General features: G+C 72.6%; 12 protein-coding genes. 5 read left to right on the top strand and 7 right to left on the bottom strand.

What is annotated here, in order from left to right; genetic code table 11:
• Positions 1-13 precede the first annotated feature (13 nt).
• From ACGFQC_RS06920 to ACGFQC_RS06905, 4 genes are all read right to left on the bottom strand, one after another.
• Positions 14-1,090 carry a hypothetical protein gene (locus ACGFQC_RS06920; RefSeq protein WP_363092633.1) on the bottom strand — a complete coding sequence of 359 codons (1,077 nt, stop codon included), beginning with the start codon at positions 1,088-1,090 and terminating at the stop codon, positions 14-16.
• A 127-nt stretch (positions 1,091-1,217) separates the two neighbouring features.
• On the bottom strand, positions 1,218-1,802 hold the full coding sequence (locus tag ACGFQC_RS06915) for a Uma2 family endonuclease (RefSeq protein ID WP_363092643.1): 585 nt from the start codon (positions 1,800-1,802) through the stop codon (positions 1,218-1,220).
• 95 nt (positions 1,803-1,897) lie between these two features.
• The gene (locus ACGFQC_RS06910; protein WP_363092632.1) at positions 1,898-2,311 is read right to left on the bottom strand and encodes a hypothetical protein; all 414 of its coding nucleotides are present in this window, start codon (positions 2,309-2,311) and stop codon (positions 1,898-1,900) included.
• Between the two features lie 113 nt (positions 2,312-2,424).
• Positions 2,425-3,636 carry a pyridoxal phosphate-dependent aminotransferase gene (locus ACGFQC_RS06905; RefSeq protein ID WP_363092631.1) on the bottom strand — a complete coding sequence of 404 codons (1,212 nt, stop codon included), beginning with the start codon at positions 3,634-3,636 and terminating at the stop codon, positions 2,425-2,427.
• 124 nt (positions 3,637-3,760) lie between these two features.
• On the opposite strand from ACGFQC_RS06905, the gene ACGFQC_RS06900 reads away from it, so the two are divergent.
• Both ACGFQC_RS06900 and ACGFQC_RS06895 read left to right on the top strand, forming a co-directional pair.
• Entirely contained in the window at positions 3,761-4,414 is a 654-nt protein-coding gene (locus tag ACGFQC_RS06900; RefSeq protein ID WP_363092630.1) for a hypothetical protein, read from the top strand.
• A 964-nt stretch (positions 4,415-5,378) separates the two neighbouring features.
• Positions 5,379-6,290 carry a serine protease gene (locus ACGFQC_RS06895; RefSeq protein WP_363092629.1) on the top strand — a complete coding sequence of 304 codons (912 nt, stop codon included), beginning with the start codon at positions 5,379-5,381 and terminating at the stop codon, positions 6,288-6,290.
• Between the two features lie 22 nt (positions 6,291-6,312).
• Here ACGFQC_RS06895 and ACGFQC_RS06890 read toward each other — a convergent pair whose 3' ends face one another.
• Together ACGFQC_RS06890 and ACGFQC_RS06885 are read right to left on the bottom strand one after the other, a co-directional pair.
• Positions 6,313-7,929 (bottom strand): D-aminoacylase, encoded by a 1,617-nt coding sequence (locus tag ACGFQC_RS06890; RefSeq protein ID WP_363092628.1) that lies wholly within the window; start codon positions 7,927-7,929, stop codon positions 6,313-6,315.
• 10 nt (positions 7,930-7,939) lie between these two features.
• The gene (locus tag ACGFQC_RS06885) at positions 7,940-9,217 is read right to left on the bottom strand and encodes an amino acid deaminase (protein ID WP_363092627.1); all 1,278 of its coding nucleotides are present in this window, start codon (positions 9,215-9,217) and stop codon (positions 7,940-7,942) included.
• A 156-nt stretch (positions 9,218-9,373) separates the two neighbouring features.
• Between ACGFQC_RS06885 and ACGFQC_RS06880 the strand changes: the two genes are divergently transcribed.
• Both ACGFQC_RS06880 and ACGFQC_RS06875 read left to right on the top strand, forming a co-directional pair.
• Positions 9,374-9,784 (top strand): RidA family protein, encoded by a 411-nt coding sequence (locus ACGFQC_RS06880; protein WP_363092626.1) that lies wholly within the window; start codon positions 9,374-9,376, stop codon positions 9,782-9,784.
• Between the two features lie 154 nt (positions 9,785-9,938).
• Entirely contained in the window at positions 9,939-10,517 is a 579-nt protein-coding gene (locus tag ACGFQC_RS06875; RefSeq protein WP_363092625.1) for a hypothetical protein, read from the top strand.
• Between the two features lie 9 nt (positions 10,518-10,526).
• Here the strand turns inward: ACGFQC_RS06875 and ACGFQC_RS06870 are convergent, their stop codons facing one another.
• On the bottom strand, positions 10,527-11,897 hold the full coding sequence (locus ACGFQC_RS06870; protein ID WP_363092624.1) for a M14 family metallopeptidase: 1,371 nt from the start codon (positions 11,895-11,897) through the stop codon (positions 10,527-10,529).
• Between the two features lie 440 nt (positions 11,898-12,337).
• Between ACGFQC_RS06870 and ACGFQC_RS06865 the strand changes: the two genes are divergently transcribed.
• On the top strand, positions 12,338-13,663 hold the full coding sequence (locus ACGFQC_RS06865) for an Nramp family divalent metal transporter (RefSeq protein WP_363092623.1): 1,326 nt from the start codon (positions 12,338-12,340) through the stop codon (positions 13,661-13,663).
• Positions 13,664-13,821: the final 158 nt, after the last annotated feature.

Below are 13,821 nucleotides of genomic sequence, written 5' to 3'. Positions count from 1 at the left end.
TGTGTCCCCCCTTTTATCCGCGCGCCCGTCGTGCCAGTTCGTGCAGCACCGCGGAGGTGGGCACGGGCGCCTGGCGGACGCCGGTCAGCTGCTGCTTGAGATAGGCGGTGCGCCGCGCGGTGGCCGCCGCGAACTCGGCGAGGTCGCCCTGCGGACGGAAGCCGTGCCGCACGGCCAGCTTGCGCAACCGCGCGTCGCTGCCGAGGAGTTCGGCGACGGCGTTGCCCTGCTCGGTGAGCGGTACGACGGTGTGGTCGCTGTTGACCGTGGTGTCCGGGTAGAGGACGACCAGGTCCTGGGGGTCGGGCTGCCCGTCGAGGAGGGCGGCCACCTGGGACTCGTAGACGAGGACGAGGGGGTTGCCGGCGCCGCTGACGAAGTCCCGGAAGGCCGCGTCGGTGCTGGACTGCTGGGCACCCTGCACGCTGACCAGCTTGCGCAGCAGCGGCGTGGTCCCCGCGACCTCGCCGTCGCTCGCGACCACCTTGCCGCCGTTGGCGACGTAGGAGGCGGCGGCCAGGTAGAGGGCGCCGGAGCTGGAGGTCTCCGGGTCGGTGCTGGAGATGTAGAGGGTGCCGGTCAGCTCCCCGTACGCCGCGGCGCCCTTGAGCTGCTGCCAGGTGCGGTCGTCCCCGGCCGCGTCGAGGAAGGCGGCCATGTCCAGGAGGCCGCGGCTCTTCCCGTCGAGCGTGGCCAGCCCGTTCCCGGCGAGCACCTCGGCGGCCCCGCGGTGGGCCACGACGACGAGCGGTGAGTAGAACGGGCGGGGGAGGGTCCCCGTGACCTCGTACTTGGCGGCCAGCTCGGCGGCGGGCGCCTGGCTGGACGGGAAGGCGAGGTCGAATCCCTTGAGGTCCAGCCCTTCCATGGCCCAGGACCCGGAGGTCTCGGCCTTCACGGTGTAGCCCTTGGCGGCCAGGGCCTTCACCACGTCCGGATCCGCGAAGAACTCGGCCTTCTCCGATCCGATGACCATCCGCACGGTCTTCGTTGCCGTGCCTGTCTCCTCGTTGTCCCGGCCTGCGACGACGGCGGCCACCACGCCACCGATCAGCAGCACCGCGAGGACGATTCCTGCGATACGTCTCACGCGGCGAGCGTGCTCCCGGAATCGCACATTCCCGGGTGACCGGGATGAACGGAGGGTGAAGGACCGGACCCGGATTGCAACGGGAACCAGCCGTTCCTGTTGCGGGCCGGTCGCCGCCGGGGTCGGCTCAGTCCGCGCCGTCGCCCGCCCTGCCATAGCGGCGGAAGTCGGCCGTGTCGACCGTCCAGGGGCCGAAGGGGACCTTGTCGCCGTAGATGTACGGGTCCTTGCGCGTGTACCGGCCCCTGCAGGGCTCGGAGTGCGCCTCGACGGTGCCGGTGCGAGGGTCGACGATCAGGTAGTGGGGGATGCCCATGGCGGGGTAGTCGGAGAGCTTTTCGATGTAGTCGTTGTTCGGGTTGGACGGCGAGACGATCTCGACGACCGCGAGCACCTGTACGGCGTCGACGGCGAGGCCCTCTTCGTCAAGGGCTTCCTCGGGAATGACGGCGGCGTCGGGGAGGCGCATGCGGCCCAACGCGGGATGCTCGATCTCAGGGCCGTTCTCGCAGACGTACCCGGGATGAGTGGTGGGGATCTGCTCGTTCAACTGATTGCGGATGCGGCGGATCGTGCCCTCGTGGCGTTTCGACGGGCACGTCATGGCCAGTATCGGGCCGGACGGGCCGATCTCGACGCTCCAGGCCCCTTCGAGCCGCTCGGCGTAGCCTCCGAGTTCCTCGGCGATCACGCGCATCTTCGCGTAGTCCATGCCCATGCGGTCAGCGTACTGAAACTGTGGCGCCCGGTCCGCGCGTCGCTGCGGGTGCACGCGGACCGGGGCCGTTCGGGGGACCCCGGTGGGGGTCAGGCGGTGGCGGTCAGGGCGTCGGCCGCCAGGGCCGCGGTGTGGGCGTCCATGCGTTCCGCCGAGAGGATCGCCGCGGCGGTGTCGGCGCGGGACGCGGCGACGACCAGGGCGCGTCCGGCGAGGGTGTGGGCCCGGTGGTGCAGGGCCGCGGACCGGGTGGTGCCGGGGGTCGTGGTGCGGACCGGCGGCCTGCCTCCCCGCAGCCGGGCGACCTGCTGCGCGAGCCGTTCGGCCGCGGTGTCCAGGTCGCGGGACGGGGTCCGGGCGCGCAGTTCGTCGGTGACGGCGAGCAGCGCCGCGAGATGGCCCGCGAGCTGGATGTCCAGCTCCTCCTCGCGCGTCCGGTGGGGGAAGTCGGAGGTGCCGGCCATCGTGCTGTGCACCGATTTGGTGCGGATCGGTTCGTACATGAGATGGCCTCCCGTGTGCTGACAGGAAACCATCCTAGCTTGGAATTCGTCTAAAGTTGAGTTGATCTTGAAATCCGCCCCCGGCCCCCGAGGGGCGTCGGCGGACCCGGCCCTCAGGGCTGGCCGTAACCGTCCAGGAACCGCCCGATCCGTCCGACCGCGTCCCGCAGGTCCGTCACCGTGGGCAGCGTGACGACCCGGAAGTGGTCGGGTTCCGGCCAGTTGAAGCCGGTGCCCTGGACCACCATGATCTTCTCCTGGCGCAGCAGGTCGAGGACCATCCGCCGGTCGTCCTTGATCTTGAAGACTGACGGGTCCAGGCGCGGGAAGAGGTACAGCGCCCCCTTCGGCCGCACGCACGTCACCCCCGGGATCTGCGTCAGCAGCTCGTACGCCGTGTCCATCTGCTCCTTGAGCCGCCCGCCCGGCAGCACCAGCTCGTCGATCGTCTGCCGCCCGCTGAGCGCGGCCACCACCCCGTGCTGACCCGGCATGTTCGCGCACAGGCGCATGTTCGCCAGGATCGTCAGGCCCTCGATGTAGGAGTCGGCGTGGGCGCGCGGCCCCGAGATCGACATCCAGCCCACCCGGTACCCGGCCACCCGGTACGCCTTCGACATGCCGTTGAAGGTGAGGGTGAGCAGGTCCGGCGCGACCTTGGCGGTCGGGGTGTGCGTGGCGCCGTCGTAGAGGATCTTGTCGTAGATCTCGTCCGAGCAGACCAGCAGGTTGTGCCGGCGGGCGATGTCGGTCAGGCCCCGGATCATCGCCTCGTCGTACACCGCGCCCGTCGGGTTGTTCGGGTTGATGATGACGATCGCCTTGGTGCGGTCGGTGACCTTGCGCTCGATGTCCGCGAGGTCCGGCATCCAGTCGGCCTGCTCGTCGCAGCGGTAGTGCACGGCGGTGCCGCCGGACAGCGCCACGGCGGCGGTCCACAGGGGGTAGTCGGGCGCCGGGACGAGGACCTCGTCGCCGTCGTCCAGCAGGCCCTGCATCGCCATCACGATCAGCTCGGAGACGCCGTTGCCGATGAAGACGTGCTCGACGTCCGTCTCGATGCCCAGCGTCTGGTTGTGCATGACCACGGCGCGGCGCGCGGCCAGCAGGCCCTTGGCGTCGCCGTAGCCGTGCGCCGAGGAGACGTTGCGGAGGATGTCCTCCAGGATCTCCGGCGGGCAGTCGAAGCCGAACGCGGCCGGATTGCCCGTGTTCAGCTTGAGGATGCGGTGCCCCGCCGCTTCCAGGCGCATCGCCTCTTCGAGAACCGGGCCCCGGATCTCGTAACAGACATTGCTGAGCTTGGTCGACTGGATCACCTGCATGGGGCGAGCTTACGGCTCGGTAACGCCGCGCGGGGCGTGTTTTCCGCCACGTGAGACGTCGGGTTTGCGGTGATATCGCCGACCGCTGTCCCGGAGGCCCCCCGCCTCTCTACAATCCCCGGCCATGTCCAGGCCAGGTGAGAGCGCGAACCCCCCGGTTCAGCCGAACGTGTACCTCCCGCACGCCGAGACCGACCCGCCGCCCTACGAGGCGTACCGGGATCCGGCCGCGGCGCACGGCTGGGAGAACGCCTACGACGAGACGAGCGAGCTGCCGCGCGTCGCGGAGACGTCCGGCCCGCAGGGGCACGACCCGCAGGCCTTCGACCCGCAGGTCCTCGACCCGCAGCCGTCCGGCGGCCGCGCGGACCGTCGGCGGGCCGCCCGGCGGCCCCGGCGCGCGCTCGCCGCCGTCGGCGCGGTCGGTGTCGTCTCCGTGGCCGCGCTGGTCGCGGGCTTCGCGTTCTCCGGATCGCCGGACGACGCGGAGCAGGGACGGCCGGCGGACACCCGGTCGGCTCCGGAGGGGACGGCCGGAGCGGGGGACGAGGGGGCCGCGTCCCCCACCCGGGAGGCGGACACCGGGCCGACGGCCGGGGCGTCGCCCACCGCGGCCCGGCCCACTGCCCCGTCGGGCGTCAAGGCGTCCGAGCCGCCGACGGCGGCGTCCCCTTCGGCAGGCCCCACGACGAGCTCCGCACCCGCCGAGGCCGGTACCGCCCCGGCCGTCGACTCCGGCAGAGGGAACGCCAAAGGGCGGGGCAAAGGGCAGAGGTAGAGGAGGCCGGGAGAGCGCGGGCCCACCCTGAATCGACCGGCACCTTGGCCGCCTCCGGCGCCCCTGGCTACCGTCGGCAACCCTGGCTGTCGGCAGCCTGGGTCCGCTTCTGGTGGCCTTGGCTACCGTCGGCAACCCTGGCTGTCGGCAGCCTGGGTCCGCTTCTGGTGGCCTTGGCTACCGTCGGCAACCCTGGCTGTCGGCAGCCTCGGTCCGCCTCTAGCGTCCCTGGCTACCGCCGGCAACCCGCCTGCTGCCGGCTCTTCGGCCACCCGCCCGCCGTCGGCACTCCAACACCCCGGCCCGCCTGCTCGTGGGCCCCACCTGCCCGGCGGTCCCGAACCGCGTCCCTTGCCGGCTCGCGTCGGCTCGCGTCGGCCCCGCAAGCCCCTGTCGGCCGGCGGCGCCTCCCAGCCGTGCCCTCGGTGGAGGCCCGCCGGTGGCCGACCGGCCCCGCCGACACCCGCCGACACCCGCCGGCACCCGCCGACACCGGGCGACTCCGCAGGAGCTCCGAGGTGGCTCCCGCCGGTTGCCGGTGATTCCGGTTGCCCGCCGGCTCCTGGCGGCTCGGTGTCGGCTCTCGGGCGACCCGCCCCGGCCCGTGCCGGCCCTCCGTCGGTTCTCATCGCCCCGGGGTGGCGCCCCGCCCGCTTCCGGCGTCCCCTGTGGCAGTCCGACGGGCCCCGCCCGCTTCCGGCGTCCCCCTGCGGCAGTCCGACGGCCGCGGCTGCTTCCGCCGGCCCCCGCCGGCCCCGGCGCGCTCCGGCGACCCCCCGCCGCCCCGAGCTCCCCCATCACCCCGCCCCGTCGCCCTCCCCGCGGCTGAAAAGTGACCCTTGTCCTCCTCCCCCTCCGCGCCAACAATGCGCATGACAAAAAGCGCGCTTGATCCGTCGCGCGTGACACAGCACCGGCGGCCGGAAGATCTCCGGTCGTCCTGTCGTCAGAGGGGACCCCCCACATGAGAAAGCCTCTCGTCGCCGCGTTCATCGCCCTGGCCATCGCCGGGGCCGGCGCGGCGCCCGCGGTCGCGGCGCCCGTGAGCGAGGCGCCCGCCGGCGAGGCGTCGGCGGTCGTGAGCACGGCGTCGACCGTCGCGGACGCGGCGGACACGAAGGCGGCCGCGTCGCCGGCCCTGCAGGCCGTCACCCTGGCCGGGACCGTGGCGCTGAGCAACTGTTCCGGCTCCCTGATCCGCTTCCCGAACTCCCTGGACACCGCCCCGGCACTGGTCCTCACCAACGGCCACTGCCTGGAGACGGGATTCCCGACGCCGGGCCAGGTCCTCGTCAACCGGACCTCCAGCCGCACCTTCGGACTGCTCAACTCCGCCGGCACCCGGGTCGCGACCCTGCGCGCCGGCAAGCTCGCCTACGGCACGATGACCGACACGGACGCGGCGGTCTACCAGCTCACCAGCACGTACGCGGCGATCCGCAGCTCCTACGGCATCAGCGCGCTCACCGTGCAGGACACGCACCCGACCGCCGGCACCGCGATCACCGTCGCCTCCGGTTACTGGAAGCGGCTCTACAGCTGCAACATCGACGGGTTCGTGTACCGCGTCAAGGAGGGCGACTGGACCTGGAAGGACTCGGTCCGCTACACCTCCGCCTGCCAGACCATCGGCGGCACCTCCGGTTCGCCGGTGGTCGACCAGGCCACCGGCAAGGTCGTGGCCGTCAACAACACCGGCAACGAGGACGGCGAGTCCTGCACGGTGAACAACCCCTGCGAGGTCGACGCGAGCGGCAACGTCACCGTCCGCCAGGGCATCAACTACGCCCAGGAGACCTACCAGTTCCCCGCCTGCTTCACCACCGGCAACCAGCTGAACCTGAGCGCCGCCGGGTGCGCCCTGCCCAAGCCGTAGGGCGACGCGCGGGGGCGGTCCGTCACCCGGGCACGGGAGTGCGACGGACCGCCCGTCCCGCCAGTACGTCCGTGCGCCGGCCGTCCTCGATGACGAACCGGCCGTCGACCAGCACGTACGGGATGCCGGTGGGCGGCGTGCGCGGCGCGTCGTAGGACGAGCCCGCCGCCACCGTCCGCGGGTCGAACAGGACCAGGTCCGCCCGGTACCCCTCGCGGACCAGGCCCCGGTCCGGCAACCGCAGCCGGGCCGCCGGGCGGCCCGTGAGGTGGGCGACGCACTCCTCCAGGGACAGCACCCCCAGCTCCCGCGCGTACCGCCCGAGGTAGCGCGGGAAGGTGCCGTACGCGCGCGGGTGGGGCCTGGCGCCCTGGAGGATGCCGTCCGAGCCGCCGGTGTGCACCCGGTGGCGCATGATCGCGCGGACGTTCTCCTCGTGGCCGACGTGCTGGAGGACCGTCGTGGCGAGCCGGTCCTCGACCAGCAGCCGGCGGGCGGTCGTCCAGGGCGCCTCGCCGCGCAGCGCCGCCGACTCCCGGACCGTACGGCCGACGTACGCGTCCAGGGCGGCGCTGCCGACACCCGAGACCTCGACGGTGTCCCAGTCGACCGGCACGCCGTGGCAGCCGTCCGAGCCCACCGCCTCCAGGTCGTGCCGGATCCGTTCGGCGGCCTCCTCGTCCGTCAGCCGGCGCAGGGTCTCCCGCGGGCCGCCCTCGCCCGCCCAGCCCGGCAGCAGCGCCGCCAGGGTGGTGCAGCCGGCGGTGTAGGGATAGGTGTCGAGGGTGATGTCGGCCCCGGCGGCCAGCGCCCCGTCCAGCAGGGCCAGCAGCTCGGGCGCCCGGCCCTCGTTCACCCCGAAGTTCAGGGTGGCGTGGGCGAGGTGGAGCGCGCAGCCCGCCCGGCGGGCCAGCTCGACCGTCTCCGCGTACGCCTCCAGGGCCCCGGCGCCGTAGGAGCGGTGGTGCGGGCAGTAGTAGCCGCCGTACGAGGCCACCACCCGGCACAGCTCGGTCAGTTCGGCGTTCCCGGCGTACCCGCCGGGCGGGTAGGTCAGCCCGGAGGACAGGCCGACCGCGCCCTGCTCCAGGCCCTCGGCGACCAGTTGCCGCATCCGGTCCAGTTCGCGGGGGGTCGCCTCGCGGTCGTCCCAGCCGACGACGAGCGCGCGGACCGTGCCCTGGGGGATCAGGTAGGCGGCGTTGACGGCGATGCCGCGGTCCAGCCGGTCGAGGTACTCGCCCACCGACCGCCAGTCGAAGTCGACGTCGTCGCCGGGGCCGTTCCAGCCGGCCACGGACCGGCGCACCCCGTCGAGCGTGCGGTCGTCGACGGGCGCGTACGACAGGCCGTCCTGGCCCAGCACCTCCAGGGTGACGCCCTGCGCGGCCTTCGCGCCGTGGTCGGGGTCGCGCAGCAGGGCGAGGTCGCTGTGGGCGTGCATGTCGATGAAGCCGGGGGACAGGACCAGCCCCTCGGCGTCCAGCTCGCGGACCGCCTTCGGGCGCTGGCAGCCCGCGGCCGCGGCCTCCTTGACGATCGAGACGATCCGGCCGCCGTCGACCACCACGTCGGCGCGGTAGGAGTCCGCGCCCGTGCCGTCGACGACGTCCGCGTCCCGGACGACCAGAGCTTCCACGACCGACCTCCTAGAAGAACGTACGGATGTAGTCGACGACCGTGCCGTCCGCCCCGGCCAGCGGGATCAGCTGCCACTTGTCGAAGGACGTGCACGGGTGGGACAGGCCGAGGCCCACCCAGTCGCCCACCTCCAGGTCGGCGTCCGGTGCCGTCCGCAGCCAGGTGTGCTGGTCGGACAGGGCGGTGACGTCGACGCCGGTCGCCGGGCGCTCGTCGCCGTCCCGCCGCACGACCTGCGCGACGGGCAGGTCGAGGTCGTGGGCGGCGTCCCGCTTGCCCGCGTTCAGGAAGGCCTGCCCGGCGGACGGCCGGGACACCACCTGCGCCCAGAGGCGGAACGCCGGTTCCAGGGTGCCCTCCTCGGGGACGCGGTTGAAGGGCGTGACCCTCCGGTAGTGGCCGTCGTCGTGCGAGACGTAGGCGCCGGAGCGCAGCAACTTCAGCACCGGCAGGGAGAGTTCGGGGATGGTGGCGAACACGTCCGCGACCGCGTCGAACCAGGCGCTGCCGCCCGCGCTGACGACGATCTCCTCCGCGTCGGCGAACCGCCCCGCCCTGTCGAGGTCCACGGCCAGCGCCACCAGCCGGCGCAGCCAGGCGTGCACGCGCTCCGGGTCGGCCCGCGGCACCTCGCCCTCGTAGCCGGCGACGCCCACCAGCCGCAGGGCCGGCGCGGCGGCCACCGCGTCCGCGACCGCCGCGCAACCGGCCTCCGTGCGGACCCCCGTGCGGGCGTCCTCGCCCGCGGCCAGTTCCACGACCACGTCGAGCGGGCGGGCCGTCCCGCGCAGTACCGCGTCCATCAGCTCCACCCCGCGCACGGAGTCGACGTAGCAGACGAAGGAGTACCCGGGGTCGGCGGCGAGGTCCGCCGCGACGGCGCGCAGGGCCGCCGGGTCCACCAGTTCGTTGGCGAGGAAGATCCGCCGGACGCCGTACGCCCGCGCCACGCGGACCTGGTGGGGGACGGCGAGGGTGATGCCCCAGGCGCCGTGCTCGATCTGCCGCCGGAACAGCCGGGGCGCCATGGAGGTCTTGCCGTGCGGGGCGAACGCGAGTCCGTGCCGGGTGGCGTACGTCTCCATGAGCCGCAGGTTGTGCTCCAGGCGCTCGGCGGACAGCGCGAGGACGGGGGTGGTGAAGCCGCCGGTGAACAGGTTGCGGCGCTGGGCGGCCAGTTCGCCGACCGTCAGGCCGTCGGCGTCCGGCGGCAGGCCCTTGAAACGGTGGTCGACGCGCTCCCGCGCGAGCCGCGCGAGCGCTTCGGTCCCGGGACCGAGGGCCATACGAGCCTCCAGAAGTAGTGTGCTGCGCGGTGCGCGACACCGCCGACGAACTCCTCGCCCCGCTCCCGCGGGTGCGCCGCACCGCGGACGGCATCGGCGGACGACATCAGCGGCGAGTACTCCGGCAGGACCTGAAGCGAAGGACACCGTACGACCATGGCCGACAAGACCGCGCTCACGCCGAAGACCCACACCACTCCGCCCGCGAAGTTCTCGCACGGCGTGCGCAAGGGCAACATCCTCCAGGTCGCCGGGCAGGTCGGCTTCCTGCCCGCCGAGGAGGGCAGGCCCCCCGCACCGGCCGGCCCCACCCTGCGCGAGCAGACCCTCCAGACCCTCGCCAACGTCAAGGCGGTCCTGGAGGAGGGCGGCGCGAGCTGGGACGACGTGATGATGATCCGCGTCTACCTGACGGACGTGGACCACTTCGCGGAGATGAACGACCTCTACGACACCTACTTCGAGGAGCAGGCGCTCACCGCCCCGCCCGCCGCGCGCACGACCGTCTGCGTCGGTCTCCCCGCGGGCCTCCTCGTCGAGATCGACGCGCTCGCCGTCCTGGGCTGATCCCGAGGACGGTGCTGTCCGTCGCCGGCTTCGCCGTGGCGGCCGTATTGGGCCTGTTCGTCCAGCCGCGGCCGCTTGCTCGCGTGTAGGAGTCTCATAACGAAGTTGGGGGCTGGCTGTGTCCGGCACAGGATCGTCGACCATACTGCCCGCTGTGGAGCAGCGCATAGGTTCGAGCAGCCAGCCCCTGGAGGGCGCCGGATTCGATCCGGCATTCATCCCCGGGCTCACCTCGCCCGTGACCGCGGAGCCGAAGGACGCCAGGCCGAAGGGCGACGCGGAGGAGGACGGGGCGGTCACCGACCCGGACGTCTCCGACGGCGCACCGGCCGAAGCGACCGCGTCGGCCGGGGAGTCGGAGGAGCCGGAGCCGGAGGAGCCGGCGGCGACGCCGGACGGTCCCGTCTTCGAGGCCGCCGACCGCCGGGCGCGGATCGTCGCCGACGCCCGGGGCGTCCGCCTCCGCCTCGACGAGGAGGAGTGCGAGTTCCGCTGGGAGGAGATCGGCGCGATCGAGACGGAGACCCCGCGGTTCGGGAAGCGGTTCACCGTCACGGTGCACACCCCTGACCGCCGCTGGTACCCGATCGAGATCGAGGCGACGGCCAGGGGCCGCTTCAAGGAGTGGGACGAGCAGCTGGACGCGGTCCTCGACGCCTACTTCGAGGACGAGGCCGACCGCGAGGACACCGGGTCCGACGCCGGCCCGGACGCGGAGCCCGAGGCCGACTAGCGGGCGCCGTCAGCCGCAGTACTGGGCCTGCTTGCCGATCGAGCGGTACATGCAGTCCGAGTTCTCCAGCAGTTGCAGCACCGCGTCCTTGTTGCGCGCGGTCTCCCGCTCGATGACCTCGTCGGGCGGGTAGAACCCGCCGCCGCCCGCCGAGCCCGGGTACATCTCGAAGGTGTACGCGAAGATCTTGTGCGTGCCCCAGAGGTAGTCGTCGATCGACCCGTCCGTGACGTACAGGTCGCTCGCCTGCTCCGGGGTGTACCCGTTGCTGGCGGCCATCGAACGGCCGACCGTGGCGAAGGCGTTGCGGTCGTCCGCGGTCATCCCGGTGGTGGTGTCGGCGGTGGTGTACCCGAAGGGCCACAGCACCAGTTCGCTGTAGGTGTGGAAGTCGATGCCCGCCTTGATCTGCTGGACGCCGCCCACGACCCGGCTGCGCACGAAGTTGGCGACGACCTTCACCTCGGGCGCCGACTCGGCCGCCGTGCCCCGGTAGGTCTCGGAGGACGTCGAGCCCGAGGAGCCGCCGCAGCAGCCCCACCGGTAGGCCCAGTTGCGGTTGAGGTCCGTGCCGACGGCCGTGGAGCCGGAGTTGGGCTGACGGTTCTTGCGCCACGACCGGTAGGCGCCGGTGGCGATGTCGTACTCGCCGCCGTCCGGGTTGATGTCGGGCACGATCCAGATCTCGCGGTTGTTGACCATGCTGGTGATGCGGGAGTCGGTGCCGTAGCCGGCGCCCAGCTCGCGGATCAGGTACAGGGCCATCTCCACGGTCAGGTGCTCACGGGCGTGCTGGTGGTGCGTGAACAGCACCTCGGGCTCGGCCTCGTCGGTGCCCACGTTGTCGCTGATCTTGACGGCGACGATGTTGCGGCCCTGGTAGGAGGTGCCGATCACCCGCTTGCTGATGATGTTCGGGTAGGCCGCGATGCGCTGGTCGATCTCCGCGGTCATCTCGGCGTAGTTGTGGTAGCGCGAGTCGGCGGACGGGAAGTCGTAGAGCCGGGTCTCGCCCTCGGCGGTGCGGTCCGGGGCGGCGCCCAGCGCGGCGACCTCGTAGCCCTGCGCGCGCAGCTTCCTGATCTGGTCCGCGCGGCCGGAGACGACGACGGTCTCCTCGTCGGCCTCGTCCACGCTCACCCCGGCCCCGGCGATCGCGGTGCGCATCTCGGGCGTGCTGTGGTGGACGTGGATCTCGTACTGGCGGATGTCGTCGGCGGAGGGTGCCGCCTTGACGGCGCCGTCGGCCGCCGCGTTCGTGGCCGTCGCCGAGATCGGCGCGGCGAGGGCGAGGGCCATCAGGGCGGCCAGCGCGGCGGTTCGTCTGCCGCCGCGGCCGCGGCCGCGGATGAGGCCTGCGCCGCGTGTGCGGAGTCGCATGGGTTCTCCTCGGTTCTCCAGAAGTCCGGGATCGCCGGACACGTGGGGGATGGAGCGGTGTGGAGCTGCGTGCGAGGTGCGGTGCGGTGCTTCCGTGGTGCGGTGTGTCTGCGGTGCGGTGTGCCTGTGGCGCGGTGTGTCTGCGGTGCCGTGTGCTCGCCGTGCACGGGTGCGGGGTGCCGCTCATCGTCGGGGCATGACATGGCCAGGTCAAGGGTGGCCAAGGAGTCGAATGGCCGGAATCGTACGGAACGGCCGTGCGCGGAAGGGAGTTGACGCGCCGACGGCAGCCGCGCGGCGTACGCGTGACCGGCCGTGTGGCGTACGCGTGACCGGTCCCGCGCGGCGGGCCCGGCGAAGTGCACCCGTGGGTGTGAGTAGCGCGCGCGGACGGGTACGGCCCCTTGCCGGACCCGCCCGCTTCGGCTTTCTTGAGGGGCATGGCGGACACCACGGGAAACCCCACTGACACCGAGGCATCATCCGGCAGCGACAAACCCACTCCCCGTAAGTCGAGTTGGCGTCACATCGGTCCCGGCATCGTCGTCGCCGCGACCGGCGTCGGCGCCGGCGACCTGGTCGCCACCCTCATCGCCGGCAGCAACTTCGGCTACACCCTGCTCTGGGCGGCGGTCCTCGGCTGCCTGGTCAAGATCTCCCTCGCGGAGGCGGCCGGCCGCTGGCACCTCTCCACCGGCCGCACCCTGTTCGACGGCTGGGCGAGCCTCGGCCGCTGGACGACGTGGTTCTTCCTCGTCTACGTCGTCGTCTGGGGCTTCGTCTACGGCGCGGCGGCGATGTCGTCCAGCGCGCTGCCCCTGCAGGCCCTGTTCCCCGGCGTGATGGACCTGGAGTGGTGGGCCATCGCCTGCGGGCTGGTGGGCCTGGTGTTCGTCTGGTTCAACAAGTACGCGGTGTTCGAGAAGGTCATGACGGTCCTGGTGGGCGTCATGTTCGTGGTGACCGTCTACCTCGCGGTCCGCGTGACGCCGAACATCGCGGACGCCCTGGCGGGACTGCTGCCCGTCCTGCCCGACGAGAAGGACTCCGTCCTCAACACCCTCGGCCTGATCGGCGGCGTCGGCGGCACCATCACCCTCGCGGCCTACGGGTACTGGGTCAACGCCAAGGGCTGGACCGACACCGGCTGGATGAAGGTGATGCGGCTCGACAACCGCGTCGCCTACCTCACCACCGGCGTCTTCGTGGTCGCGATGCTGTTCGTCGGCGCCGAACTGCTGCACTCCGCGAACGTGGCCATCGCGGGCGGCGACAAGGGACTCGTGCAGCTCGGCGACATCCTCGAGGCGGAGTACGGCTCGGCCACCGCCACGTTCTTCCTCATCGGCTTCTTCGCCACCTCCTTCACCTCCCTGATCGGCGTCTGGCACGGCGTGAGCCTGATGTTCGCCGACTTCGTCGCCCGCCACCGGGGCGGCGCGCGGGCCACGGGCGCCGAGGTCGCCTCCGGCCGGCGCGAGCGCTCCCGGCCATTCCGCCTGTACCTGCTGTGGCTGACCTTCCCGCCGATGGTCCTGCTCTTCCAGGGCCAGCCCTTCCGCCTGGTCATCCTGTACGGCGTGCTGGGCGCGGCCTTCCTGCCCTTCCTCGCGCTGACCCTGATCTGGCTGCTCAACTCGGCCCGTACGCCCGCCGAATGGCGCAACGGCCGGCTCAGCAACGGGATGCTCGCGACGGCCGGGCTGCTGTTCCTGGTGCTGTGCGTGAAGCAGGTCGCGGACCAGCCGTGGTCGGAGTTCTTCTGAGCCGCGTCCGGCCGGCGGCCGATCCCGGCGGGCGGTGCCCGCTCGCCCCGGCGGCCGATCCTGGCGGGCGGTGCCCGCTCGCCCCGGCGGCCGATCCTGGCGGGCGGTGCCCGCTCGCCCCGGCGGCCGATCCTGGCGGGCGGTGCCCGCTCGCCCCG

This window comes from Streptomyces sp. NPDC048734, from assembly GCF_043198675.1.
GTDB lineage: Bacteria > Actinomycetota > Actinomycetes > Streptomycetales > Streptomycetaceae > Streptomyces.
Note: the sequence above shows the minus strand (reverse complement) of the source record. Positions and strands in the feature narration are given on the sequence as shown.